At 62.2% G+C, this 24,562-nt stretch carries 20 protein-coding genes and 1 pseudogene; 14 read left to right on the forward strand and 7 right to left on the reverse strand.

Features of this window, described 5'->3' with window-relative positions:
* Positions 1-79: 79 nt before the first annotated feature.
* Together BO1_RS51415 and BO1_RS51420 are read right to left on the reverse strand one after the other, a co-directional pair.
* On the reverse strand, positions 80-1,363 hold the full coding sequence (locus BO1_RS51415; protein ID WP_043285158.1) for an MFS transporter: 1,284 nt from the start codon (positions 1,361-1,363) through the stop codon (positions 80-82).
* Positions 1,284-2,267 (reverse strand): TauD/TfdA dioxygenase family protein, encoded by a 984-nt coding sequence (locus BO1_RS51420; RefSeq protein ID WP_063744687.1) that lies wholly within the window; start codon positions 2,265-2,267, stop codon positions 1,284-1,286. Before BO1_RS51420 ends, BO1_RS51415 begins: the two co-directional genes overlap by 80 nt.
* 1,060 nt (positions 2,268-3,327) lie before the next feature.
* Between BO1_RS51420 and BO1_RS61190 the strand changes: the two are divergent.
* A pseudogene (locus BO1_RS61190) lies at positions 3,328-3,522 on the forward strand (integrase); the annotation flags it as partial.
* Between the two features lie 190 nt (positions 3,523-3,712).
* Here the strand turns inward: BO1_RS61190 and BO1_RS17270 are convergent.
* Positions 3,713-4,570, reverse strand: coding sequence for an oxidoreductase (locus BO1_RS17270; RefSeq protein WP_028218630.1), 858 nt, complete (start codon positions 4,568-4,570; stop codon positions 3,713-3,715).
* Positions 4,571-4,690: 120 nt separating this feature from the next.
* On the opposite strand from BO1_RS17270, the gene BO1_RS17275 reads away from it, so the two are divergent.
* Positions 4,691-5,665 (forward strand): LysR family transcriptional regulator, encoded by a 975-nt coding sequence (locus BO1_RS17275; protein ID WP_028218631.1) that lies wholly within the window; start codon positions 4,691-4,693, stop codon positions 5,663-5,665.
* Positions 5,666-6,009: 344 nt separating this feature from the next.
* Here BO1_RS17275 and BO1_RS17280 read toward each other — a convergent pair whose 3' ends face one another.
* Entirely contained in the window at positions 6,010-6,558 is a 549-nt protein-coding gene (locus BO1_RS17280) for a carboxymuconolactone decarboxylase family protein (protein WP_028218632.1), read from the reverse strand.
* 150 nt (positions 6,559-6,708) lie between these two features.
* A complete protein-coding gene (locus BO1_RS17285; RefSeq protein ID WP_028218633.1) occupies positions 6,709-7,626 on the reverse strand; it encodes a LysR substrate-binding domain-containing protein in 918 nt (305 codons plus the stop codon).
* Positions 7,627-7,772: 146 nt separating this feature from the next.
* On the opposite strand from BO1_RS17285, the gene BO1_RS17290 reads away from it, so the two are divergent.
* The 3 genes from BO1_RS17290 (at position 7,773) to BO1_RS17300 (ending at position 10,944) form a co-directional block, all read left to right on the forward strand.
* Complete coding sequence (locus tag BO1_RS17290; RefSeq protein ID WP_028218634.1) at positions 7,773-8,516, forward strand: transporter substrate-binding domain-containing protein; 744 nt, start codon at positions 7,773-7,775, stop codon at positions 8,514-8,516.
* Positions 8,517-8,564: 48 nt separating this feature from the next.
* Positions 8,565-9,689, forward strand: a complete 1,125-nt coding sequence (locus tag BO1_RS17295; RefSeq protein ID WP_028218635.1) for a succinylglutamate desuccinylase/aspartoacylase family protein — start codon at positions 8,565-8,567, stop codon at positions 9,687-9,689.
* A 94-nt stretch (positions 9,690-9,783) separates the two neighbouring features.
* The gene (locus BO1_RS17300) at positions 9,784-10,944 is read left to right on the forward strand and encodes a porin (protein WP_028218636.1); all 1,161 of its coding nucleotides are present in this window, start codon (positions 9,784-9,786) and stop codon (positions 10,942-10,944) included.
* 64 nt (positions 10,945-11,008) lie between these two features.
* On the opposite strand, the gene BO1_RS17305 is transcribed toward BO1_RS17300, so the two are convergent.
* Entirely contained in the window at positions 11,009-11,812 is an 804-nt protein-coding gene (locus BO1_RS17305) for a helix-turn-helix domain-containing protein (protein WP_028218637.1), read from the reverse strand.
* A 157-nt stretch (positions 11,813-11,969) separates the two neighbouring features.
* On the opposite strand from BO1_RS17305, the gene BO1_RS17310 reads away from it, so the two are divergent.
* From BO1_RS17310 to BO1_RS51425, 3 genes are all read left to right on the forward strand, one after another.
* Positions 11,970-13,079 (forward strand): DmpA family aminopeptidase, encoded by a 1,110-nt coding sequence (locus tag BO1_RS17310; RefSeq protein ID WP_028218638.1) that lies wholly within the window; start codon positions 11,970-11,972, stop codon positions 13,077-13,079.
* Between the two features lie 54 nt (positions 13,080-13,133).
* Positions 13,134-14,246 carry a polyamine ABC transporter substrate-binding protein gene (locus tag BO1_RS17315; protein WP_043285161.1) on the forward strand — a complete coding sequence of 371 codons (1,113 nt, stop codon included), beginning with the start codon at positions 13,134-13,136 and terminating at the stop codon, positions 14,244-14,246.
* A gap of 231 nt (positions 14,247-14,477) precedes the next feature.
* Positions 14,478-16,268: an ABC transporter ATP-binding protein/permease gene (locus BO1_RS51425; RefSeq protein WP_084688017.1), complete on the forward strand. Its 1,791-nt coding sequence runs from the start codon at positions 14,478-14,480 to the stop codon at positions 16,266-16,268.
* Between the two features lie 49 nt (positions 16,269-16,317).
* On the opposite strand, the gene BO1_RS17325 is transcribed toward BO1_RS51425, so the two are convergent.
* Positions 16,318-17,616 carry an NAD(P)/FAD-dependent oxidoreductase gene (locus tag BO1_RS17325; protein WP_028218640.1) on the reverse strand — a complete coding sequence of 433 codons (1,299 nt, stop codon included), beginning with the start codon at positions 17,614-17,616 and terminating at the stop codon, positions 16,318-16,320.
* Positions 17,617-18,077: 461 nt separating this feature from the next.
* On the opposite strand from BO1_RS17325, the gene BO1_RS17330 reads away from it, so the two are divergent.
* The 6 genes from BO1_RS17330 to BO1_RS17350 all read left to right on the forward strand — a co-directional run bounded on the left by BO1_RS17330 (position 18,078) and on the right by BO1_RS17350 (position 24,556).
* A complete protein-coding gene (locus BO1_RS17330; RefSeq protein ID WP_028218641.1) occupies positions 18,078-18,842 on the forward strand; it encodes a ParA family protein in 765 nt (254 codons plus the stop codon).
* A gap of 255 nt (positions 18,843-19,097) precedes the next feature.
* Complete coding sequence (locus tag BO1_RS17335; protein ID WP_156992299.1) at positions 19,098-20,207, forward strand: molybdopterin cofactor-binding domain-containing protein; 1,110 nt, start codon at positions 19,098-19,100, stop codon at positions 20,205-20,207.
* A complete protein-coding gene (locus BO1_RS62040; RefSeq protein WP_407669958.1) occupies positions 20,098-20,466 on the forward strand; it encodes a hypothetical protein in 369 nt (122 codons plus the stop codon). Before BO1_RS17335 ends, BO1_RS62040 begins: the two co-directional genes overlap by 110 nt.
* Positions 20,373-20,831: a (2Fe-2S)-binding protein gene (locus BO1_RS17340; RefSeq protein ID WP_028218643.1), complete on the forward strand. Its 459-nt coding sequence runs from the start codon at positions 20,373-20,375 to the stop codon at positions 20,829-20,831. Before BO1_RS62040 ends, BO1_RS17340 begins: the two co-directional genes overlap by 94 nt.
* Positions 20,832-21,045: 214 nt before the next feature.
* Positions 21,046-21,408, forward strand: coding sequence for a hypothetical protein (locus BO1_RS59220; protein WP_156992300.1), 363 nt, complete (start codon positions 21,046-21,048; stop codon positions 21,406-21,408).
* Positions 21,380-24,556, forward strand: coding sequence for a hypothetical protein (locus BO1_RS17350; RefSeq protein ID WP_028218644.1), 3,177 nt, complete (start codon positions 21,380-21,382; stop codon positions 24,554-24,556). Before BO1_RS59220 ends, BO1_RS17350 begins: the two co-directional genes overlap by 29 nt.
* The last annotated feature ends 6 nt before the right edge of the window (positions 24,557-24,562 follow it).

Raw genomic sequence — 24,562 nt, forward strand, 5'->3', positions numbered from 1 at the left:
CGGCCCACGTCGGTCTGTTCATCTACCGAAACACCTACGGCGAAAGTGCCGAACGGCATCGGTCCGCCGGTGCGCCTGCTCAGGCCGATAAATCGGCATCGGTGATTGGGGCGCCGATCATGAAGTAATAGATCGCAGCCCCTACCGCCATAACAATACCTCCGATGGCCAATGCCAGGACGAAGGAGCCGGTCCGATCTACGACCAGCCCGGTGAGCACCGGAGAACAGGCGCCGCCGATATAAGAGCCAAAGTTCTGAATGCTGGAACATGACCCGCAAAAATCTTGCGGGGATACCGCTGTTATCAAGGTCCACTTCGCCGCCACGCCAAAGTACAGAGAAAACATCGCAAGAGAGATCCACAGGATTGCCGGTGCGGGGGCCGTTGATAGCGCAGCGAATGCAGTAAATAAAGCCGATCCCAAATAGCCGAGCGCCGCCGGCAATTTGCGCGCTTGCACGATTGACATGCCTCGCGCGATAAGCCGATCGGAGGCATAGCCGCCGTAGAATGAGCCGACCATCGAGAAGACGAGCGGGATGGACGCCAGATAGCCGGTCCGGGCAATACTGATGTGATGCTGTCCCTCAAGATAGCCTGGGAGCCAGGTAACGTACATCCATAGGCCGTAGCCAGAGCAGAATGCGCCCAACGTCATGGCCCAGGTCGTGCGAAACCGGAATAGTCGACCCCATTGTCGCGCAGTGATGGGCGCGCCACGCCGCGCCGATTTATTGGGTTCAATGCTGGTCGCATCCGCGGAACCCGGCGCAGCTTTTCCAGGATCGCGGTAAAGCCGAAACCACAGCGCCGACGCTCCAATACCGATGATGCCCATGATAATGAACATCCATCGCCATCCTGCGAGTAGCATCAAGGCGGTTAGCAACGGAGGCCCGATTGCTATCCCGAGATTGGATCCCATATTGAACACGCCAGTGGGAACGCCACGGTCACGGACGTGAAACCAGTTGCTTGTCACGCGTACGGCTGTTGGGTAGGCGGGTGATTCTGTGACCCCGAGTACCGCGCGCGCAATGAAGAGCTGCCCGTAGCTCGCAACCAGGCCTCCGGCTGCGACTGCAATCGACCACAGGATCATTGAGACGCCAAGCAGGATTCCTGGCCCAAGCCGGTCGATAAGCAGCCCGACCGGAATCTGAGCCAGTGCAAATGCCAGCGACCAGGCGGATTGAAGCGCACCAAACTGCGCCGCGCTCATATGAAATTCCGCGCGGATTTGGGGATTTGCGACCGCAATCGTTGACCGGTCAAGATAGTTAATGGCGATGGCGGCCGCGCAGAGCATCACCGCAGTCCATTGCATGCGCTTCAGCGACGTCGATAGCGTGAGCTGCATCCCTCATCTCCCTATAAACTTCGGTTGCACTCGGGCTCCCGGGGCGAAGTTCAGCCAGACCGTCGGCATCGACCGCAGAGATGGTTGTTCGAACCATCGACCGCGCCTGATCGCGCGCCCAAGGGTGACCACGATGCATGGTCGCGCGGTTGTCCCACATTAATACGTCGCCCGGCCGCCATTGATGCCGATAGGTGAATTCAGGCCGGGTCGCATCGGCAATAAGCTCTGCCAGCAGCGCCCTGGCCTCGCTTTCGCCCATGCCCTCGATGCCGTAGGCATGCGAGGCAATGTACAGCGCAGTTCGGTTGTTAACAGGGTTGCGCCATGTCATACGCCAGCGAACCGGCGGCAGCGCGGCGCGTTCCGCCGGCGTCATTAAACCCGGATCGATCTGATCACGGGAGTTGGCATAAGCGTGGGTAACAATGGCGTCGCGCAATCGTAACTGCATCGCTCGCGGCAACCGGCTCCAGGCCAACCGGGTCGAGGCAAACTCGGTCTCTCCACCGTAATCAGGAATGGTGCGTGCCGACAACACTGAGGCCAGCGCCGGGGTTGCCTTGAACGAGCTGTCGGTGTGCCACAGCTGATTGGCGCGGGCGGTCAATGTTTGCTGATGAGTCTCCGGCACGAGTGTGCCGTCTGCCGCGATATTGTGGAGTCGGTTGTAAAACGTGCCCGCGCCGACGGAGCCGATTTTGACCAGTTCCAGTGGGCCGAAGGCCCGGGAAAAAGCCGCCTGCACGTCGTCCGCGACCGCTTGCTCGCGAAACAACAGCACGCTGTGTTCTTCCAGAGCGGCACGGATCGAACGATACGCACGATCACTGCTGGCCCCATCGATCAGGCCGATGCCCCGCACTTCGACACCGAAACCGGGTCCGAGGGGAAGCAGTTCCATGACGCCATTCCCAAATGGAGGCTTACCTTCATGGATATTAGGCTCCGTGCCGAGCTAAATAAAGGAGGTTGCCCGAAATCCGCCGGTCGCGACAGTCAACGGGGCGGTGCAGACGATTGCGAGGCTGCGGGCCACCGACGTCATGGTGCGAAGCACGCGATACGCGATTTGCATCGGTCGGCTGTCGGCAGTTTGCCAGCGTGCGATCGCGGGCGATCGAGCAGCCGTTCCTTATACGGACCGAACCAAGGGTTTGTCTGGCTCTGCCAATCGTATGTCCACCGGACCCACCCCACAGATCGCAATGGTTACCGGCTCCCTTTCGTCTCGGGGAACGCCATCATAATGCCAGGTTCGTGCAATACGCCGAACGAATGTTCCAGTGGGCACCGGGACTGTGTGGGCCGTGTCGAAGTCCGCTCCGCTGTTGATCCACCAGGTGCCGGACACCACCACGCATAAACGATCCGAGGCATAGCTGTGTGGCGCACTCATGTAGCCCGGATACCAACGTACTAGCGTGTAGTAGATCCCTTCCTTCTCTGGACTGCTGTAAAGCAGCGCGCTTTCGACGCTCTTGGGGGGCGCCCCCGACCGAGCGCTGAATTTAATGTTCTCGGGAAGCGTGTACAGGGTCTCGGCTGTATTGATGGGACTAGCCTCGGTTGTTCTCGCTACTAGCAAGGATGTCATCCCTGCCAACATCGCTAGTGCTTCGCGTCGGGTGATGGCATCTCCGGCCATGGGGCTCTCCTTTTCATGGCAAATAGCGCTCATGAATTTTCTTGTGCAACATCCCGTGACATACCACTACGGCTAACTCTGGCCATTATGGTGCCATCTAACGCCGTGTAACTGCGCGTCGTGCACGGCCAGAAGACATTTCACCGCGCGAAGTTCGCTATGGCCGAACTGCCGCCCCAGGACAGCGGGTGTGGATGACCGGACCACTTCGTTCACCGCCGTTGAACCCCAGACAGTGCGACCGGTAGTTGAGGGTCGGGCAGCGACCACTACCAGACGGCACAGTGGATCTCCCTTCAATTGGAAGGAGATCGTCATGGAAACGCAGAATGGTCGGGCCGGAAACTGTGTGCCGTGGAACAAGGGCAAGCTCACTGGCCAGAAGCCGCCGTTGAAGCTTCCGGAAATCTGGGCTATTCGCACCAGGCTACAGATGTCTTCGAACGTTCGCGATCTGGCTATGTTCAATCTTGCGATTGATAGCAAACTCTTTTCTGAGAGTCAAACCCGGCCGGTGCCTGCCAGGCGGGGCGGGCAACGTTCCGGATTTCGCCTTCGAGGGGCCGCACGGGTGGCGGCCGACACGCTGCCCGTCAGCCGCAACCCAACCTTGGCTTTCCGTTTGCCCGGATATCTCGAGCGCATCGTAGACCTCAATGCCGGGATGCCTGGCCGCCGCTTTCGTCACTCAGCTTCGCCGCTCATGCAGCGAAGTCAGTCGACGCAGACAGATCCTTCCATGTTGCCGTTTCCTGCGCCACATAAGCGTTTTTCGCAGCGATGGCAGCCAGCGTGTCCGTGCCAAGCGGAAGGCGCAACGGCGGGTCAGACGCATCGACGAGCGTGATCAACGCGGCCGCAAGCTTCGTCGGGTCGCCGGGCTGGTTGTGATTCATCTGCACGGCTTTGCGACGGACCGCGCCCGAGGTTTCGTCGTAATCGTCGATCACGTCGGGCGCGACGACCAGCGAGGACGCATCCAGGAAGTCGGTGCGAAAATAGCCCGGCTCGACAACGGTCGCGTGAATGCCCAGCGGTTTCAACTCGGCATGCAACGCTTCCGTAATGCCTTCGACAGCGAACTTCGTCGACGAATACACGCCAAATCCCGCCGCGGCCCGATAACCGCCAATCGATGAAATATTGATCACGTGACCCGAACGGTTTGCGCGCATCGCCGGCAATACTGCCCGTGTAACGTTCAGCAGTCCGAATACGTTCGTGTCGTACATGCGGCGGACGTCCTTGTCGGCGGATTCTTCCACCGCACCCAGCAGACCGAAGCCGGCATTGTTGACGAGCACATCGACGCGACCGAATTTTTCCACCGCCAACTGCACCGCCGCCTTGGCCTGGGCCTCATCGGTCACGTCCAGCGCGACCGGCAGCAACATCGCGGAGTCGCCGAGCCGCTCGACGATAGCCGGGACGTTCCGTCCGGCTGCCACGACGGCGTTGCCGTCCGCGAGCGCTGCTTCGGCGATCAACGCGCCAATGCCACGCGACGCCCCGGTGATGAACCAGACGCGCTTGAAGCTACCTTGTTGAGCGTTAGCCACGATGTCTCTCCTGCGTGTGTGTGATGAAGTGATGCCATGGTAGGCGCACCGATTGACACAGACTAGCCGTATATTAGTGGAGTGATAATCAACGTTTGTTTGCGAATCAGGGGCCCAGAAATGAACGAAATTCGCGCGATCACCACTTTCGTCCGTGCCGCGGCGCTCGGGAGCCTGCGGGGTGCCGCGGTGGATCAAGGCATCTCTCCGCAGGCCGCAAGCCATGCGGTGATGCAGTTGGAGAAGGAGTTGGGCGTGCGGCTCTTTCATCGGACCACCCGCAAGCTGAGCCTGACCGAGGAGGGCCAGCGGTTGCTCGACAGCGTGGAGCCGGCGCTCGCGGTTCTCTCGTCTGCGCTCGACGAGGCGCGGCGCTCGAAAGAAGACGTGGCCGGCATGCTGCGCGTGAGCGCGCCGCGCTCGCTCGGGCTCCCGGTCCTTTGGCCGTACTTCGAGGAATTCCAGAAGCGCTATCAGAATGTGCAGCTCGAAGTGCAATTCGACGATCAATTCACGGACCTCGTGACCGACCGCTCCGACGTGGGATTCCGCGGCGGACCGCCGCCTTCGGGCGGCTCGATCGCACGCCGGCTGGTGCCCATTCAGCTGATCGTGTGTGCGTCGCCGGAATATATCGAACGCAACGGCGCGCCGCGGACCATCGAAGAGCTCGCTCAACATCGCTGCACCGGGTATCGGCGCGCCAACACGGGCAAGCTCGCGCAGTGGCAGTTTCGTGTCGGCGATGAAATCGTCTATCGCGACGTGCCCGCTGCCATCTGCGTGAATGATACGGAACTGGAAACGCAGGCTGTACTGTCGGGTCTCGGCATCGGGCAGTTGGGTAGCTTCAATGCCGCAACGCATATCCGAAGCGGCCGGCTCGTTCCTTTACTGATGCCACACGTCACTGAATACGGCACGATCACTATCTATTACAAGCATCGAACGGAACAATCACTGCGCGTGAAGACGTTCATCGACTTCATGGTCGAGCGCATGGCCGGCAACCGGAATTTTTTTCTTGATTCGTCCGAGCTTCGCGCTGCGCAGTTGCCGGAGAAGAAACGTGTGGTGAGGCGACCCCTTGCTTGAACTTGACGAGATCCTTGAAGATCAGCGTGAAGCTGCGATAGAGTTGTGACGCAAGGCCACCCGCCACGATGACGAGAGCGCGACCCATGCTCGAGTCCACACTAACCATGACCTCAGTGAGGTAGATTGCGGCCGCGGCTATCAGCGGATGATAGAGCGTCCTGGTTCGAAGATCGTCCACTTATGTTCTCCAACTTCCAGATCGTCGAAATACCTTGCCGCCTGACTATCGAGTCACTAAAAGCCCCCTTTCCGGGAAGAGGAAAGGGGGAGGGGGCTAACGGCGTCGCGATAGACCGTGCAATTGACTACCGTCCCCCGGGTTGCGATTCAGCGCTTCGGCCTTACGCCTGCCATGCATATGGCTGGAATGCCTCTTCGAGTGGTGGGTTGGCGACGCTGCCGGCGTAATTCGTCATGGTCGAAGCGGCAACAACCAGAATCACGTCGAGCACCAGGGCCTGGTCGAAACCGGCGGCCGTGAATGATGCGATGTCCTGATCGTCGAGACGGCCGCGCTTGTCGATCAATGTGCGCGCGAGATGCGAGAGTGCTGCGAGCTTCTGATCGTCTGGCAGACGACGCGCACGGATGGCCTGCACGTCGGCTTCGCTGAGCCCTTCCTTGAGTGCGAGGAAGGAGTGAAACGCGACCGCCCAGGTGCAGCCGTTGGTGACCGCGTTCGTGAGCAGCAGGGTCTGAACTTGTGCTTCCGTGAAGCTGCCGCCGTGAGCTTGCTGGAATACGCCCACCAGGCCGTTGATCAGCTTCGGCGAACCGGCGATGGCGCCGGCAATGTTGGGGACCATGCCGAATGCTTCGGCGAGACCTTCAAGTGCCGGCTTCGAGCCTTCCGGTGCCGTCTCGAGCGTATAGATGGGAAAGTTAGCCATGGTATTTCCTTCAGAGGTGGATGCGTGCGTCAAGGGGGGATCACACGACAACTGAAGGTTAGTGATACGGCCTGGCCTCGCCAATTACATCGCGGGTAATAGAAAGCAGTCCCGCATGACGTGCAGCAATCCGAAACTTGATGAACAAGATCAGGACCTCGTCATGCGCGCGTACGACGCAATCATGGTCGCCAGTTCTTGCGCAGCGGGCGTGAGTGGAACGCTTGCACGCTGAAGGAGGCTAACGGTCGATTCGGCCGTCCGCTCCGCGATGGCAATCGACGTGAGCTCTCCGCCGAACAGCCGATGTCGCGTGACGATTGACGGTTCCAGCGACAACCAGTCGGTTTCGACGATCAGATGCAGTGTGTCGAACAGTGCCTCGGTGGTGGCAACGATGCGGGGCGGGGCAAGGCCATGCGAGGCAAACAGATCCGTCAGTCGGTTGACGGGCGGTGCAGAGGTCGCGCCGGGCTGGCGCGTCGCGATCCAGTCGCAATCTGCCAGTTCGGCGAGCGCTTTGGCGTGCCGAAGCGGGTGCTCGCGCCGGCATACGACTACAGGGTCCGATGGAAATAGCGCTGTGACCGTCAGGTCCAGCGCGTCGGTTTTGGGGCCGACGAGCGCGACGGCAAAGTCCAGTGTGCCGTCGCGCAACCACGAGATCATCTTGCGCGAGGTGCCGTTGACAAGGTGTATCGATACGCGCGGAAAGCGCGCGCAATACTGTGTCAGCACCGGCGCAAGCGTCTGGATCATGGGCTCCGTGGTCATGCCGAAGGTCACACTGCCGGTGAATTCGCCTCGCAATTGCCGCATCTCGTCCTCGGTGCGCTCGCATTCTCCGAGGATCGCACTGGCGCGCGCGAGCAAGCGTTCCCCGAAAACGGTCAGTCCGATGCCGCGGTTTGTACGCGTGAGCAGCGGCGCCCCGAGTTCGAGTTCCAGATTCTGCAGTTGCTGAGTAATGCTGCTTTGGGCGAGATCCAGCGCGCGAGCGGCGCCACGCAGGCTGCCCTGCTCGGCAACCGCTGAAAAGATGCGCAATTGTGCGAGCGTCAGGGGCATGAGTCGGTGATCGGTAAAAACGATCATGATAGCCACATCCACACTTTTCAGGGCATTTTGAGCACCCTAGGATCGGGGCCTGTTCTTTGGAGACCCCTGCAACCATGACGAAACTTCTTCGAGCCGCACTGGGCGGCCTGTTGGCAATGAGCCTCTTTGGCGCGGCGGGTATGGCGCAGGCGGCCGATCCCGGGGTCGTGCGCTTCGGCATCGACCCGACCTATCCCCCGATGGACTCGAAGGCGCCGGACGGGAGCGTGCGGGGCTTCGATGTCGATCTCGGCAACGAAATCTGCCGGCGCATGCATGCGCAGTGCAAGTGGGTCGAACTGGAGTTTTCGGGCATGATCCCTGCGCTCGGCGCACGCAAGATCGACGCGATTCTGTCGTCGATGGCGATTACCGAAAAGCGCGCACAGCAAATCGCCTTTTCGTCGAAGCTCTATCAGTTCAAGTCACGCCTCGTGGCGCGCACCGGATCGGGACTCGGCACCGATGTGGCGTCGCTTGCCGGCAAGCATATCGGCGTGCAGTCGGGCACGCAGTTCGAAACCTACGCGCTGGCAAATTGGGCGCCACACGGCGTGAGCATCGTGCAATACAAGAGCCAGGAAGAAGTCTTCGAGGATCTCGTCACCGGCCGTATCGACGGGGCACTGCTGGGCATGGTCGAGGCCGATCAAGGTTTCCTGCGCACGCCACAGGGCAAGGGCTTCCAGTTCGTCGGTCAGCCGCTTTCGATGGGCGACCACGGTGTGGGCATCGGGATGCGCAAGGATGACGTCCAGCTCAAGGCGTCGATTGACGCCGCAATCGCGTCGATGCTTGCCGATGGTACGTATGCACGCATCGCCCATCGCTACTTCTCGTTCGATCCGTACGGCAACTGATGCCGTCCGGCACCGCGCAGACGCTTCTAATTTCGCCTTCGTCACACAATGCATACTCAATCGATTCCTTTGATCTCGCCTGCGATCGGGACGCGCCGCGAACTCGCGAGCTTTCACTTCGGCCCGCGGGATGCCGCCGATGCCCGGCAGAAGATCTACATCCAGGCGGCGCTGCATGCCGACGAGACGCCGGCGATGCTGGTCGGCGTCATGCTCAGGCGCCGCCTTCTGGAACTCGAAGCCGCCGGCGACATCGAGGCGCAGATCGTGCTCGTGCCGGTGGCCAACCCGGTTGGCCTCGCGCAGCATGTGCTCGGTCAGTTCGTCGGCCGTTTCGATCTGGCAAGCGGGCGCAACTTCAATCGTAGCTTTCCGGCATTGGCCGGCGACCCATCATCGCTCGATGGCGCGCTCGGACCGAACGCGCAGGACAATGTCGCCACCGTGCGCAAGCTGATGCGCGAAACGCTTGCGCAACAGAAGCCACGCACCGAGTTCGAGTCGCTTCAACATGCGTTGCTTGAACTGTCCCTCGACTCCGATGTGGTAATCGACCTTCATTGCTCGCTCGAAGCCACGCTGCATCTCTATACGAGCGACGAGGCATGGCCGCAGTTCGAGCCGCTGGCCCGCTACCTTGGGGCAGAGGCGTCGCTGATCGCAACGGACTCGGGTGGCCAGGCGTTCGACGAAGCACACAGCCTGCCGTGGTGGACGCTGCAGCAGCAGGCCGGCGACGCAAGCCCGCTACCGCCCGGCACCATCGCCGCGACGATCGAATGTCGCGGACAGCGCGACGTGAGTTACGAAACCGCCGGGCGCGACGCCGAAGCCATTATCGATTTCCTGCGCGCACGCGGCGCCATACGCGGCGCGGCGCGGCCTCTCCCGCCGCTCGTGCGCGCGCCGACGCCGCTTGCCGGCAGCGAGCAGTTCTATGCGCCAGCCAGTGGCATCCTGGTCCATCGTGCAGCGACGGGTGACCTGATTCGGGCAGGTGACGCGCTCTTCGATATCGTCGATCCGCTGACCGACGAAACGTGCACCGTGCATAGCCAGACCGAAGGCATTTTCTACATGAGGCGTGCGATCCGTTTCGTCACGGCCGGCGCGCCGCTTGGACGCGTGACTGGCACGCGTCCGATACGCACCGGCGTGTTGCTCGGCGCGTGACGATGCAGGGGGTAGATCGGTCGCCATGTACGGCGACCGATCAATTTATCAGGAAAACTAATTTAAATAACGCTAAAAGGTTTGAAGATATCTCATGAAAAAATACCTGCTTCCCATGGCGGTGATGTCGGCCTGCGCGACGAGCGCTTTCGCGCAATCGAGCGTTACCCTCTACGGCGTGATCGACGAGGGTTTGAACTACACGAACAATCAGCAAACGACGCCGGGTAACAGCAGCCATGTCTGGGAGATGGAGAGTGGCTTTGCGCAAGGCAGCCGCTGGGGGCTGAAGGGCGCTGAAGATCTGGGGGGCGGCCTGAAAGCCGTGTTCAGACTCGAGAACGGCTTTGACCTGAATTCCGGGATGCTCAACCAGGGCGGGCGCATGTTCGGTCGTCAGGCCTATGTCGGGCTGTCGCAAGAACAATACGGTACGGTGACGATGGGGCGGCAATACGATGCGCTCGTTGACTTCCTCGCGCCCACCACGGCAAACGGCAACTGGGGCGGCTATATGCTGTCGCACCCCTACGATAACGACAATACGGACAACTCGTTCCGTGTGAATAACACGGTCAAGTACACGAGCCCGTCTCTCTCCGGCTTGCAGTTCGGCGGTACCTATAGCTTCAGCAATGACACGAACTTCGCGAACAATCGTCAGTACAGCATTGGCGGTCAGTACGCGCATGGTGGCCTCGTGATCGCCGGTGCCTTTCTGCAGGCCAACAACCCGGGCGCGAGCAGCGGCGGCGCGATCGCCTCGAACGATGCCAACTTCACCGCAGCACTCCAGCGCATCTTTGGCGCAGGCGTGAACTACACGTTCGGCTCGGCCACGGCGGGCTTTGTCTACACGAACTCGTACATGAAGGATCCGACGTCGACGGTGTACCTGCCTGGCGCGCTCGCAGCCGGGGGCAGTACGCTGAATTCGCTGCGCTTCCAGAATTTCGAACTCAACGGCAAATATCAGGTCACCCCGGCGTTCTTCGTGGGCGCGCAGTATGTGTACACGTACGCCAACTACGACGCCTCCAGCGGGACCGTGCATCCGAAGTACCAGACCTTCGGTCTGATGGCCGACTACAACGTGTCCAAACGGACGGACTTCTACTTCCAGACGGCGTACCAGCACGTCTCGAGCGGCGGCACCGGAACGCAACTCGATGACGCCATGGTGCCGAGTGCCGACAATCCGTCGTCCACGAACAACCAGGTGTCGTTCCGCATCGCAATCCGGCACAAGTTCTGACAGGTTCCCGACCTCCGGCGAATGGACCCGTCGCAGACGTCGCGAGTCAGCGCCATGCGCCCCATCACGACGCCTGCGGCACGTTCTCCACAAAAAGACCAAACAACGCCGCCTGCGAAGAAATATCGAGTTTGCGGTACAGATTGCTGCGGTGAACCTTCGCCGTCGCGGGCGAGATGCCGAGCAGCCGCGCGATGTTCTTGGTGGAATGCCCGGCGAGGATCATCAGCGAGACTTCAACCTCCCGGGCCGTCAGGCGCGTACTCGCGCGTTCGTGCAGCGCGTGCTCGAAGCGCGCGCGCCACTCGGGTTCGGCGGCCACATGATCGGTCCTGTCCGGCTGGCCGTCCGGCGGCCGCACGGCGCGCCGCATCAGCGGCAGGATCCACGTGCCGTACAGGCACAGCGTGCCCACGTCCGCGGCGCTGATGTGCCGACGGCTGCCGAGCGACAGCGAAACGGTTTCCCCGCCTGGCAGGGGAGCGAGAAACTGCACCTCGTCCTCCAGCACGTTCACCGAGAAATAGCGCCGAAAGTACTCGGTCTCGCGAAACTGATCGGGCGCGACCTCGTCGAGCCGGTACACGCCGGGACTGATCGGTCCGAGGCTGAACTGATAGTACGGATCGAGCAGATAGACGTTGTTCAGGTAGCCCTGAAACAGGGTGTCGCCCGCCGCGTCGGACACGCTTGCCGCAATCAGGCGCGGCTTCAGCGTCGGGCTGTAGACCATCGCCACCCAGTTGTCGAACCGCACCACGCCGCGCAACAGGTCGATCAGCGCATTCCAGAATTGGTGATCGTCGAGACGTTCGATCAGGCGTCCGAGCCGCTGGTGGAACGCCACGTCCGCAACGTCGAGCTTCATAAACTCTCCTAATCCCAAAGGTGTAGTGCCGCGCCGGCGCGCCTAGCCCTCCGGCCCGATGTTCGTTCAGCCGCTCGCCCCCTAACATCGCCGTACCTCGACGTTCAACCGTCGCACTCAACGACAGGGCGCCCACGGGGCGTCCGGAGGAACAGGTATGCGAATCAGAGACATCGGCGTGCGGATCGGGCGCGGCACACCCGGCCCGCTGAACAGCATCACCGACGTGGAAGGCGTGCGCGTCGGCCATCGTACCGTGGTCGAAAAGAATGACAAAGTGTCGATCCAGACGGGCGTGACCGTCATCGAACCGCGCGCCGGCATGGCGCGGCTCGACCCGTGCTTCGCCGGCTACCACGTGCTCAACGGCAACGGCGACGCGACCGGGCTCGAATGGATCCGCGAATCCGGGCTGCTGACCACGCCCATTGCGTTCACCAACACGCACAGCGTGGGCGTGGTGCGCGACGCGCTGGTCCAGGCCGAGCGCGCCTCGGCGGGCTCGCATCAGTACTGGTGCATGCCGGTCGTGCTCGAGACTTTCGACGGCCTGCTCAACGACATCTGGGGGCAGCACGTCAGCGCGGCGCACGTCCACGACGCGCTAAACGCGGCGCAGGGCGGTCCGGTCGCCGAAGGCTGTGTGGGCGGCGGCACCGGCATGATCTGCCATGAGTTCAAGGGCGGCATCGGCACGGCGTCGAGGCGCCTCGCTGGCGACGAAGGCGGCTGGACGGTCGGCGCGCTCGTCCAGGCGAACTACGGTGTGCGCGAGGAACTGCGCGTCGGCGGCTATCCGGTGGGCGAAGTCCTGCGCGATGTGCCGTCGCCGTTCCGCAAGCGCGAGGCCGGCGTGCCGGGCATGGGGTCGATCGTCGTCGCGCTCGCGACCGACGCACCGCTGCTGCCGCATCAGTGCACGCAGATCGCGCAGCGCGCCGGCGTCGGGCTCGCGCGCGTGGGGGGCGGCACCGAGTACGCGAGCGGCGATATTTTCGTCGCGTTCTCGACCGGCAACCGCGGCTTGCCGGTCGCCGACTACGGTCGCCAGAGCGCGCCGCTGTCCACCGTACAGAGCGTCAACGCGGATTACATGACGCCGCTGTTCGTCGCCGCCGCCGAAGCGGTCGAGGAGGCGATCCTCAACGCGCTCCTCGCCGCGACTGACGCCGAAGGCCAGGGCGCGCACGTCAGCGCTCTCGGCGCGGACCGGCTGCTCCACGCGCTCGAACGCGTTGGCTGGCGCCCCGACACACGACGTGCGTAAGCATCCGGGCGCTCGCCGCTAGCCCGAACCGACATCACCGATCGAGAAACTGCCATGATCCCTCACCGCCTCGCCACCCCGCTGGCCGCCAGCCTCGCGGCCGCCCTGATCACGCTCGTGACCGCCGCCCCGCATGCCCGCGGCGAAGAGCTGAACGTGTACAACTGGTCCGACAATATCGCCGATGACACCGTGTCCGGCTTCGAGAAGCAAACCGGCATCCACACGCGCTACGACGTCTACGACGGCGACGAGACACTGCAGGCGAAGCTGCTGGCCGGCTCCTCCGGCTACGACATCGTCGTGCCGTCCTCGGGCTACGCGAGCAAGCAGATCCAGGCCGGCGTGTATGCGAAGCTCGACAAGAGCAAGATTCCGAACCTCGCGAATCTCGACCCTGTGCTGATGAAGATGGTCGCGACAGTCGACCCTGGCAATCAGTACGTCGTGCCATGGTCGTGGGGAACCGATGGTCTCGGCTACAACGCAACGAAGGTCCAGGCGATCCTCGGCCAGGATGCGCCGCTCGACCGGTGGGATCTCCTGTTCAATCCGCAGTACGTATCGAAGCTCAAGAGCTGCGGGGTGTCCGTGCTCGATTCGCCGGAGGATGCATTCGGCGTTGGGCTGATCTATCTGCACAAGAATTTGAACAGCACGAATCCCGCCGACTATCAGGCCGTCTATCAGCTCTACCGGAGCATCCGCCCGTACATCACGCAGTTCAATTCGTCGGGCTATATCAACGACCTCGCAAACAACGACATCTGCCTCGCGCTCGCGTGGTCGGGCGACGTCGCGATCGCGAAAGCGCGCGCCACGGAAGCGCATCGGACCTACGAGCTCCGCTATGCGATCCCGCCGGGCGACGGCCTGCTCTGGTTCGACCTGATGGCGGTGCCGAAGGACGCCCCCCACGCCGGTGCGGCGATGCAGTGGATCAACTACGTCCTGCAGCCGAAGGTGAGCGCGGCTATCACGAATCAGGTGTTCTACCCGAACGCCAACGCGCTCGCACGGCCGCTGATCAAGCCGGAGATTCTCCAGAACCCGGCCATTTACCCTGGCCCGGAGCGCCTGAACGCGCTCACGCTGCAGTTGCCGCCGCCCGCGGAGATCATGCGGCTCGAGAACCGGCTGTGGGCGCAGTTGAAGAGCGGCCGCTGACCCGGATTCAAGCGCGCCCGGCCGACGATCGCGCGTGCGGTGCTCCGGCACCGCGCGCGCCATGGGCGGCCGGACCGATCGCACCCTACAATGACCCCCATGTCCGCTGGATGCACCTGAGCCGGCTCGCAAGCGCGCACGCAAACGCCGCTGCACGACCGCCATGCATGCACGCAGCGGACCATCACGCCGTGCACTCGGTCCGGATTCACTGCGCGTTAGGGGGCGCTCATGAGCCATCCAACTTCTGGCCCAGCTTCCGGGCAGCCCGACAATATCTCGGCCTGGAGCCTGATCAGACCGTACTGGGTCTCCGAGGAGCGCCGAACCGCGTGGGGCCTGCTGATCGCGATCATCGCGATGGATCTGTTTCTGGTCGGCATCAACGCCCGCTTGAACACGTGGAACCGCGACTTCTACAACGCGCTGGAAGGCCGGAACGTACGCGAATTCCCGCAGCTGATGCTGCTTTTCAGTGCGCTCGCCTTCTCGTTCGTGGCGATCTCCGTCTATAACCGCTATCTGCGCCAGATGCTCGGCTTCCGGTGGCGCCAATGGCTGACCACACGCTATGTGCAGGAATGGCTTGGCGACGGCACCTTCTACCGCATCGAGCGCGACCGCCTCACCGACAACCCCGATCAGCGGATTGCCGTCGACCTCGACTCGTTCGCCAACACCACGCTTTCGCTCACGCTCGACCTGCTCTCGACGCTCGAGACCCTAGTCTGGTTCTCGACCATCCTGTGGAGCACGGCGGGCGCGCTGGCCGTCGTCATTGGCGGGACACCCGTCCAGATTCCGGGCTATATGTTCTGGGCGGCCGTCATCTATGCAATTGCCGGCTCGGTGCTGACCAACAAGGTCGGTCACCCGCTCGTGTCGATCAACTACCAGTTGCAGCGCGTGGAGGCGGATTTCCGCTTCGGCCTGATCCGTCTGCGCGAAAACGCCGAGCAGATTGCTTTGTACGACGGCATGCGGGCCGAGGCATCGAACGCCCAGGATCTGTTCGGCCGGATTCGTGACAACTGGTGGCGCGTGATGAAGTACACGCGGCGCTATAGCTTCGTGCTCAACTTCTACAGTCAGATCGCCGATATCTTTCCGATCTTCGTGGCGTCGCCGCGTTATTTCGCCGGGGTGTTCAGTTTCGGCACGCTGATGCAAATCACCGATGCATTCAGTTCGGTTAGCGATTCGCTTTCGTGGTTCATCAACAATTACGACACGCTCGTCCAATGGCGCGCCACGGTCAATCGTCTGCGCGAGTTCAGGCGCGTCATGCAGCTGCCGCATTTGAAGGAATCGGTGTCGCCCGCAACCGAGCATGGCGGCATCAATCTGCACTACGTCGACGAGAGCCGGCTCGCCACGCACCATCTCACGCTTGCGCTGCCCAACGGCGAGACGCTCGCGAGCGTGCGCGACATGGCCGTCAAGCCCGGTTCGCGCTGGCTCGTGCGCGGGCCGTCCGGCTCGGGAAAAAGCACGCTGTTGCGCGCGCTGGCGGGTCTCTGGCCGTTCGGAAACGGCTCGATCGACGCACCGGTGAACGCGCGCATCATGTTCATTCCGCAGCAGAGCTACCTGCCGGTGGGCACCTTGAAGACGGTGCTGGCCTACCCGGCAGCGGCCGCCAGCTTCAGCGACGAGCAATGTCGCGAGGCACTGCGTCTGTGCCAGCTTGCCGGCTACGTTGAGCGATTGCACGAATCCAGCCAGTGGTGGCGCATTCTGTCTCCCGGCGAGCAGCAGCGGCTGGCGGTCGCGCGCGTGCTGATGCACAAGCCCGATTATCTGTTACTCGACGAAGCAACCAGCGCGCTCGACAGCGAGAGCGAACTGCATCTGTATCGCCTGTTGACCGAGCGGCTGCCGAACGCGGCGATTGTCAGTGTCACGCACCGCAAGTCGCTCGCGAGATTCCACCAGGAGACCCTCGATATCGCGCGGGTGCGCGAGCACACCGTGGCATCGATACGGCCGCCTGCCCGCGCTGATGGACTAGATGGACCATGACGGCCTGAGGCGCCTGCTCGAGCCGCTGCGCAAACGCGGATAGCGCCAATCAGGCGCCGGGCGCGGGCATCTCCGGCAGCGAAATCTCGACGCCACGGCGGTGCAGCGCCGAGAGCACGTGATACACGGCCTTGAAGCACATCACCGGGAGCGCGGCGCGCCAGCTCCCGCGGAGATTGCCTGCCAGCAGATTGACGACGCCGTCCCGCATCCATAAGCGATTGGACGGCTCCATGAAAAGCGTGCGCATGACAGGATCGTTCACGCGATAGATCAGCCAGCTGATCCGGTCCATGGCCTCGGACAATTCCTTGTTGGCGGCTTGCGCGAGCTTCATCCCTCGCGCGGGATCGTCGAGCCAGACGTGGGCGACCTCGGCGCCGAGCTCTCCGCCCGTCATCGCCATCAAGACGCCGGTCGAGAACATCGGATCGACGAATCCGTAGGCATCGCCGATCATCAGAAAGCCGTTACCGTTGCCCTCGCGCGCGCGATAGCTGTAATTGGCCGTGCTGTAGACGTCCGATACGCGCTGTGCGCCTTGCACGCGAGCCGCCACGGTCGGGCTCGAGGCGATGCGTCCGGTCAGCAATTCGGCCGGCGTTCCCTTGCGTTCCTTCCATGCCGATTGATTGCCGACGAAGCCAATGCTCATGATGTCGCCGGGCAGGGGGATCAGCCAGAACCAGCCATCCTCCGCAAGGTGAATGCTGATGTAGCCCGCGAGCTCGCCTTCCCGGCGCGTTACGCCGGTGAAATGCGCATAGACGGCCGCCGTGTTGTTGTACTTGTTCGAGGTCTTGACCTTCATCCGCGACGCGAGAAACGTATCGCGGCCCGAAGCGTCGAGCACATAGCGCGGATGCCATTCGCGCGTGCCGCCCGATTCATCCTGCGCGGACACGACGTGACGCCCGCCGGCATCGTCGAGCTTGACTTCGGTGACGCGGGTCCGCTCGAAACATTGGGCCCCGCGCGCGATGGCGTTTTTGAACAACACGGCATCGAAGTCCGCACGCCGGACTTGCCAGGCGTGCGTGCGGTCGCGATTCAGGGCGTTGCCGAATGGGAACGCGCAACTGCGGCCCGTACGGTCCGAGACGAACTCCGCACCCGGCTTGTGGACGCCGATCTCCCGCACCTGGTCCAGCACGCCGAGCCGCTCGAAAATGTCGAGGTTGCGTGGCAGCAGGCTTTCGCCGATATGAAAGCGCGGATGCGCTTCCTTCTCCACGAGCACGACGTCGCGTCCTTTCATTGCGAGGAAGGCCGCCGCCGTCGCACCGGCGGGCCCGCCGCCGATAATCAGCACGTCAGGCCGGCTCGAATCGTTCTTCGATGAGTTCATTGCGCTAACTTCCCAAAAATTCAGTGGCCCGGCTGAGCAATTTGTGTTCCTGAGCGGCGCAATGGCAAACAGTCCGCCTGTTTCCCGATGGCGTGCCGTCATCGATGGCGCTATTCTGCCATCGCGAATAGTCCGCTCGTTCGTGCGATAGAACCGGCCGCGTGAGACTGGCGGGGCCTATGCCGCAAGACTCGTGAAGGCCCGCCGGCTGCGCAAACCTTGGGATTGTAGCGACAGGAGCGTGGCAATGAGCAAAGTGCAAGTGAGCGCATTCTCGATCGATGGCTATGGCGCGGGGCCGTGGCATAGCCCGCCGTCTTGCGGCGGGGATGAACGCTGCGGTCTGCAAAAGCCTGCCGCTGCCTCAACACCCGTACTGGCCCCAATCTGATGGCCATCAGCCAGCAATAATGTTCAGGTAAGCTGCTGCCTTTGGGCCAATTTGCGTTCAAGGGGCGAGCATGCGGCGTGTTGTATTCAATCAGAAAGGCGGCGTTGGTAAATCGACAATCGTGTGTAACCTGGCGGCCGTGAGCGCCAGCGAAGGCAAGCGCACGCTGGTCATCGACCTCGATGGCCAGGCGAATTCAACGCAGTACCTGCTCGGCGCGCGAGCCAGCGAGACGCATCCCACTGTAGCCGGCTTCTTTGAAACCGCGTTGACATTCAGCTTCCGGCCCCCGGAAGTGACCTCGTTCATTCATCCGACACCGTTTGAGAACCTGGACATCATGCCCGGGCATGCGGATCTGGACACGCTGCACGGCAAGCTGGAGTCGCGCTACAAGATCTACAAGCTGCGCGATGCGCTCAACGAACTCGACATGTACGATGCGATTTACATCGACACGCCGCCGGCGTTGAACTTCTACACCCGCTCCGCGCTGATCGCCGTCGAGCGTTGCCTGATTCCGTTCGACTGCGATGACTTCTCCCGCCGCGCGCTTTACACGCTGCTGGATAACGTGAAGGAGATCCAGCAGGACCACAATGCCGCGCTGGAGGTGGAGGGCATCGTCATCAACCAGTTTCAGCCGCGTGCGAGCCTGCCGCAAAAGCTGGTCGACGAGCTCGTCAGTGAGGGCTTGCCGGTGCTGGCTTCGCGGCTGTCGTCTTCGGTGAAGATCCGCGAGTCCCATCAACAGTCCGTTCCGGTCGTTCATCTCGATCCGGGTCACAAGCTCGCGCAGGAGTATCGAGCCCTGCATCGCGAGCTGGCCGCATAGCGGCGTTGTGCGCCCGTTTGCATACCTTCCTGTCCCGTACCGCCGACGCTTTCTTTTTCAGCGATCGCTACACTTGTCCGAATGGTTTTCGAATTCGCAATCGCCAGAACTAGTGACTAATATAGGTGATTAAAGAAGCGGAAAAATTAGCGCATTGATGCAACAACGCGCATATCGCTCGCTAGCAAGGCAAGCTGCAACGTGAAATGCCAGGCTTCGGCCTGCGACGACTTTCATTCGCAGTAAGAACATTCGGTGGACGATGTCATGCTGGCGCGCAGAACCTTTCTTATCGGCGGTGCGAGTGTCGCGGGATTGGGCGTCCTCGCGATCGGATGGTCAGTACTGCCACCAAACGGCAGGCTGCTCCCCGAGAAGCCGCTCGATACGCCCGGCAGCAACGTCGCGCTCAATGGCTGGCTGATGATCGATACCGGCAACCATGTCACGATCGTCATGAGCAAGGCGGAGATGGGGCAGGGCATCCATACCGGCGCTGCGATGTTGCTGGCGGAGGAGCTGGGCGCGGACTGGTCCCAGGTCCGTGTCGTCGAGGCGCCGATCGACCCGCTCTACACGAACCGTGAAAACATCGCGCATGCGCTGGCCATTCGCCCCGACGATCATAGTTGGACGGCGCAGGGTGAAGAAGAGGGCGCGCGCTTCCTCGCGCGCTTCGTCGGCACCATGGTGACGGGTGGCTCGACGAGCATCGTCGACCTCTGGAAGCCGATGCGCGAAGCGGGGGCATCGGCTCGCCTCATGCTTTGCGCCGCGGCCGCAAAGGCGTGGAAAGCCCCCGTCAACGAATGTGAAGCACGCGCGGGTCAGGTGGTTTGGGGCTCGGCAAAATCGGCGACGTTCGGAGAGCTCGTTGAAGCGGCCAAGTTCGAGCAGCCTCCCACCCACGTCACGCTCAAGGATAAATCGCAGTTCACGATTATCGGCCAGCGCTTCAAGCGCATCGAGGCGCAATCGAAAATCGATGGCTCCGCGCGCTTCGGCATCGACGCCCTCCCGCCCGATCTGCTCTACGCCAGCGTCACGATGTGTCCGACGCTCGGCGGCAGGGCGACCGGCTTTGACCGCTCGAAGGTGAAGAATACCGAGCGCGTGCATGATATTTTCAAGGTCGACGCTTTCCACGGCGGCACAGGCGGCGTTGCGGTCATCGCCGAGAATCCGTTCATTGCCATGCGACTGCGGCATCGCGATCAACCCGAATCTCGTCGAGCAGCAAATGGAGAGTGGGATTATATTCGGGCTGTCGGCCGCCTTGCAGCAGCGCGTCACCATTGTGAACGGCCAGGTGCAGCAGCGGTATTTTCCCGATTTCCCGCTCGTCAATATGTCGACTTGCCCTGAGATTCACATACACGTGCTCCAGTTGGGCACGGAGCCACAGGGCGTTGGCGAAGCGGGCACGCCGCCCATTGCGCCTGCCGTAGCGAATGCGCTCTTCGCACTCACGGGGGTGCGCACGCGCCGCCTTCCCCTTATTGATCCGCCCGTTCCTTGCGGAGGTGATATATGGTGTCAGTCTGTATTAACGGGCGAACCGTCGTCTTGCATTCTTCCGCAGACACTCCGCTGCTCTGGGCACTCCGGTGCGAGTGCAATCTGACGGGGACCAAATTCGGCTGCGGCATCGGCGTGTGCGGCGCCTGCACGGTCCTGCTCGATAACGTCGCCAAGCAGGCTTGCCAGACAGCCCTGTCGGCAATTGGCCATGCGCATGTCGTCACCATCGAAGGGCTCGATAGCCCGGAAGCGCGCGCGCTGAAGAAAGCGTGGCTCGAATACGATGTCGTCCAGTGCGGCTATTGTCAAAGCGCTCAATTGATCGCCGCGACGGCGTTGCTTTATCTTCATCGCCACCCGACCGACGCCGATATCGACGAAGCCATGAAGGAGATCGCGTGCCGCTGCGGCACGTTTCCTCGCATTCGCAAAGCCATCCACGCAGCGTCCGAGTCGCTGGGGCCGTAATTGTCCGTGCGAGGGGATTATCGCGTTGTTTCGATAACGAACATGCATTTTGGCTTCAGCGTAATCGTTGGGATTTCATTGAAAAGGATTCGAAACTCATGTAACCAAATTGACATTCGCTAAGCGTCGCCTATATTGTCCTCACCGTCACCGGGTGTGTGTAAATGACATCGGTGCACGAGCAGTTTCGACTGCTCGCCATCGGGAGCCGGTATTGAATGCTTCGCAAGCGCGGTCGAAGCGTGCCGGCAGTGCGCACCACGGCGCCTCGCTTTGCGGCAGTTACACAGTAGCCATTGCTCCTTGGGTTTCGCACCTTCAGGGGAGGGGCGATCATGCGTTCACTGTTCAGTTCACAAAGCGAATGGCGCTTGCTGGCGCGTCGGCATCGTCTTTCGCCATGCGTAATCACTGGCGTCCTGATGGGGGTTGCCTGCCTGTTGGCATGGAGCACCGCGAATGCTGCGGGAACGGCGGCATCGGGCTCCGTTGCGTGCGCATCGGCGAGCTGCGCGCCGGCGACGTCGAAGCAGGAGGCATGCAAATCGGTGGCATCGTCGGCCAAGGCGGTCTGTGAGGCCGAAGCGACGGAGCTGGCGAATGCGATCAAGCGCTATCCGGCCGCGTCGACCGCCCCCACGCCCTCGAAAGATGCCCCGCCAGATGGCGAGGTCGAAAAGAACGCTCCACCCGACGAGGCCGGGGCCACGGTCACCGCCCGAGGCGTGCGCCTGTTCCCGCGCAACGAACAATGCTTCCCGACGGAAACGCGCAATCTCTTCAGTGAGGTCGACAAAGTCGTCATCGGCGACGACCGCACGCCGCGCCCCATGGACTGGTTCGACGGACACAGTGTTCCGCCGACCGCGCGCTCCGCCATCATGGGGCAGAACACCTGGATGCTGTGGGGCGAGGGCAACGAGGCGTTCTGGGGCTGGGTGCAGGAGAACGGCTACGGCATTGCGGACTTTCTCGTCCTGCTCAATTCGAAGAACCGCGCCCATCGTTTCAGGGATGGCGGGCTGATCAACCAGCCCGGCATGGTCGAGCGCGATACGCCCATGACTGGGCTTGGTCTCTATATCGACGGACCTGACGGCGACAAAGTCAAAATGCATGCGCCGGCAAACGACGTCGACGCAGACGGCAAGCCTGTGGAGCCGGTGAAGATGCCCAACGACCCGGCGCATCACCATCAGACATTTTTTGAGGTGGACCCCGACGCTCAGGCGCTCTATGACCAGGCCATCCGCGAGCTCGGCAAAGACGGCGTCGACCCGCTCGTCTATGGCTATCCTTCCGGCGTCGTGGGTCTGCGGCTATGGCCGAATCCGGACTTCTTCGGCAAGTCGCCGGCCGCGAAGCAAGCCCGCGAGCACTGGAACGAGCAGGTCGTCAGCGATCAGGGCAAGCGCTACTACTCGACCGATCCCAAGGACGCGGATTTTCACGCGGACCCTTTGCTCATCCGGCCGTTTCGCGTCAGCATGGCGTGCTCGTTCTGCCATGTCGGGCCGCATCCGCTTTCGACGCCCAAGGATCTGGAGCATCCCGAGTGGGGCGATATGTCGAGCATGATCGGCAACCAGTACTGGCTGCCCTCCAACGCCTTCACGAACCTGAAGACGCCCGATAGCTTCCTTTGGCAGTTCGTCGCGAGCCAGCAGCCCGGGACCATCGATACCTCGCTCGTGGCCACGGACCACATCAACAATCCGAACACGATCAACGCGATCTTTGAAGTGAACGCGCGCCTTGACCGCGCCGCCGTCAACCCGCCCGAGGAGCAAAGCAAGAGCAACCTGATGCTGCGCGGTGTCGAGGACGCGCCCCTTTTCACGCTCGATCCGCGCCACACACCGCGCGTGTTGCTCGACGGCGCCGACAGCATCGGCATCGAAGGCGCGTTATTGCGCGTGTATCTGAACATCGGCGCCTACTCGGAGCAATGGCGCAGGGTGCAGAACACGATCGTCGGCTTCACGGCGCAGCGGCCGTTCGATATCGCGACCATCAAGGCCAAATCGGTCTATTGGAATACGACCGAGCACTTCCGCGTGGAAGAGCTGGAGAACTTCTTCAAGTATGTCACGACATCGGGCGCGACGGTCACGCAGCCGATGAAACTCGCCTCGACCGAAGAGGGGCTCGCGCGAATCAACGCCAATCAGGCCGATAGCGCAAAAGGCCGCGGCGTATTCATTCGCAATTGCGCGATATGCCATTCGAGCAAACAGCCGCCCAACCTGCAAATCACGTTTTCTCGCGATTGGCGCAGCGCGAACGCGGACGCGCAGGACGGCATCACGCTGCCGATGGACTTCGCCGATTGGGAGGCGTTCAAGCTGAGCCCGCCGTGGCTCGCCTATGTGGACCGGCTTCAGAAATTTATTGAGGCACAACCGAAAGGCGGGCAGGACTTCTTCGAGAAGGATAACTATCTTTCGACGGATGTGCGCGTGCCGATCACCCTCGTCGGCACGAATTCGCAGCGCGCCGTGGGCACCAACGGGATGCGTGGCCAGGTCTGGGACAACTTCTCGTCGGAAACGTACAAGTCGCTGCCAGCCGTGGGCGTGGTCCACTTCTACAATCCGTTCAGGAAAACGAGCGCCGTCGACAAGTGGGGGAACAACGACGAATACGCGCCCCCCGGCGGCGGCCCGGGCTACTACCGGCCGGCCTCGCTCGTCAGCGTCTGGGCGACGGCGCCACTGCTGCACAACAATGCGCTCGGCATCTATAACCGCGATCCGTCTGTCAAGGGCCGGCTCGAGGCGTATGACGACGCGATCGACAAGCTGTTCAACAACAGCAAGCGGGCCGTCATCGGCACGCCCGCGTATGGCGCGGCGCGGCTCGTGAATGTGTACCCCGCGCAAAAAGAGGCGTTCTGCCACGAACACCCGGCCGACCAGAGTCTCGAATGCAGTGCGCTGCGCGGTGATTTCCGCCAGTCGTTCGCGGCAGCGGGCGTGGCCGATCAACCGGGCTTCAGGGACATCGGCTTTATCTATAGAACAACGAAGGATTCCTATATCGATTTCGCGCCGAGATACATCAAGCCGCTCGTCAGCGGCATTCTGGGCGAGCGTTTGACATCGTTTTTGTTCATCTATCTGTGGGTGGTGCTGGCCCTGATCGCCTTCGTGCTGATTTTCGTGGGGCAACCTCGCCTTGCCGGCGGTTTGCTCGCCTTGCTCGCGGCGGTGCTGGCGACCGTGTTGCGCGTGTCGGGCGTGGACACGATCTATCTGTGGCTGTGGCTGATTCCGCTTGTCCTGTTTGTGGCTGCAGCGGCGTTCTTCCGTTTCCCCAATGCGCAGCCCTGGGCGCGCGCGTTCTTCGTTGCGAGCGTCGTGGGGTTCGCCGTCATGGGCGGCCTGGGCAAGGCGCTCCTCGACGGGCGCCTGATCGGCATCGACATCGGTCCGATTCCGCGCGGCACGCCGGTGAATCTCCTCATGAACATCGACCCGGACGCGCCCACAGTGGATCTCCTCCATGCGGTCGCTGGCCTCACGCGCGGGGTGCTGCTGGTGCGTCGCGACGACCCGAAGGACGGCAGCTTCAAGGCGCTCGACGAATTCCAGCGCGAGGCCGGCCCGGCGCTGCTCAAGGCCAGCAAGTGCCCCGACTTCGTGCTGGACCGCGGGCACTGGTTCGCTCAGACGCTGACCGACGACGAAAAGCGGCAACTGAAGGCCTTCCTCGAAACGCTCTGACTCGTC

Source organism: Paraburkholderia oxyphila NBRC 105797 (genome assembly GCF_000685075.1).
In the GTDB taxonomy this organism is placed as follows: domain Bacteria; phylum Pseudomonadota; class Gammaproteobacteria; order Burkholderiales; family Burkholderiaceae; genus Paraburkholderia; species Paraburkholderia oxyphila.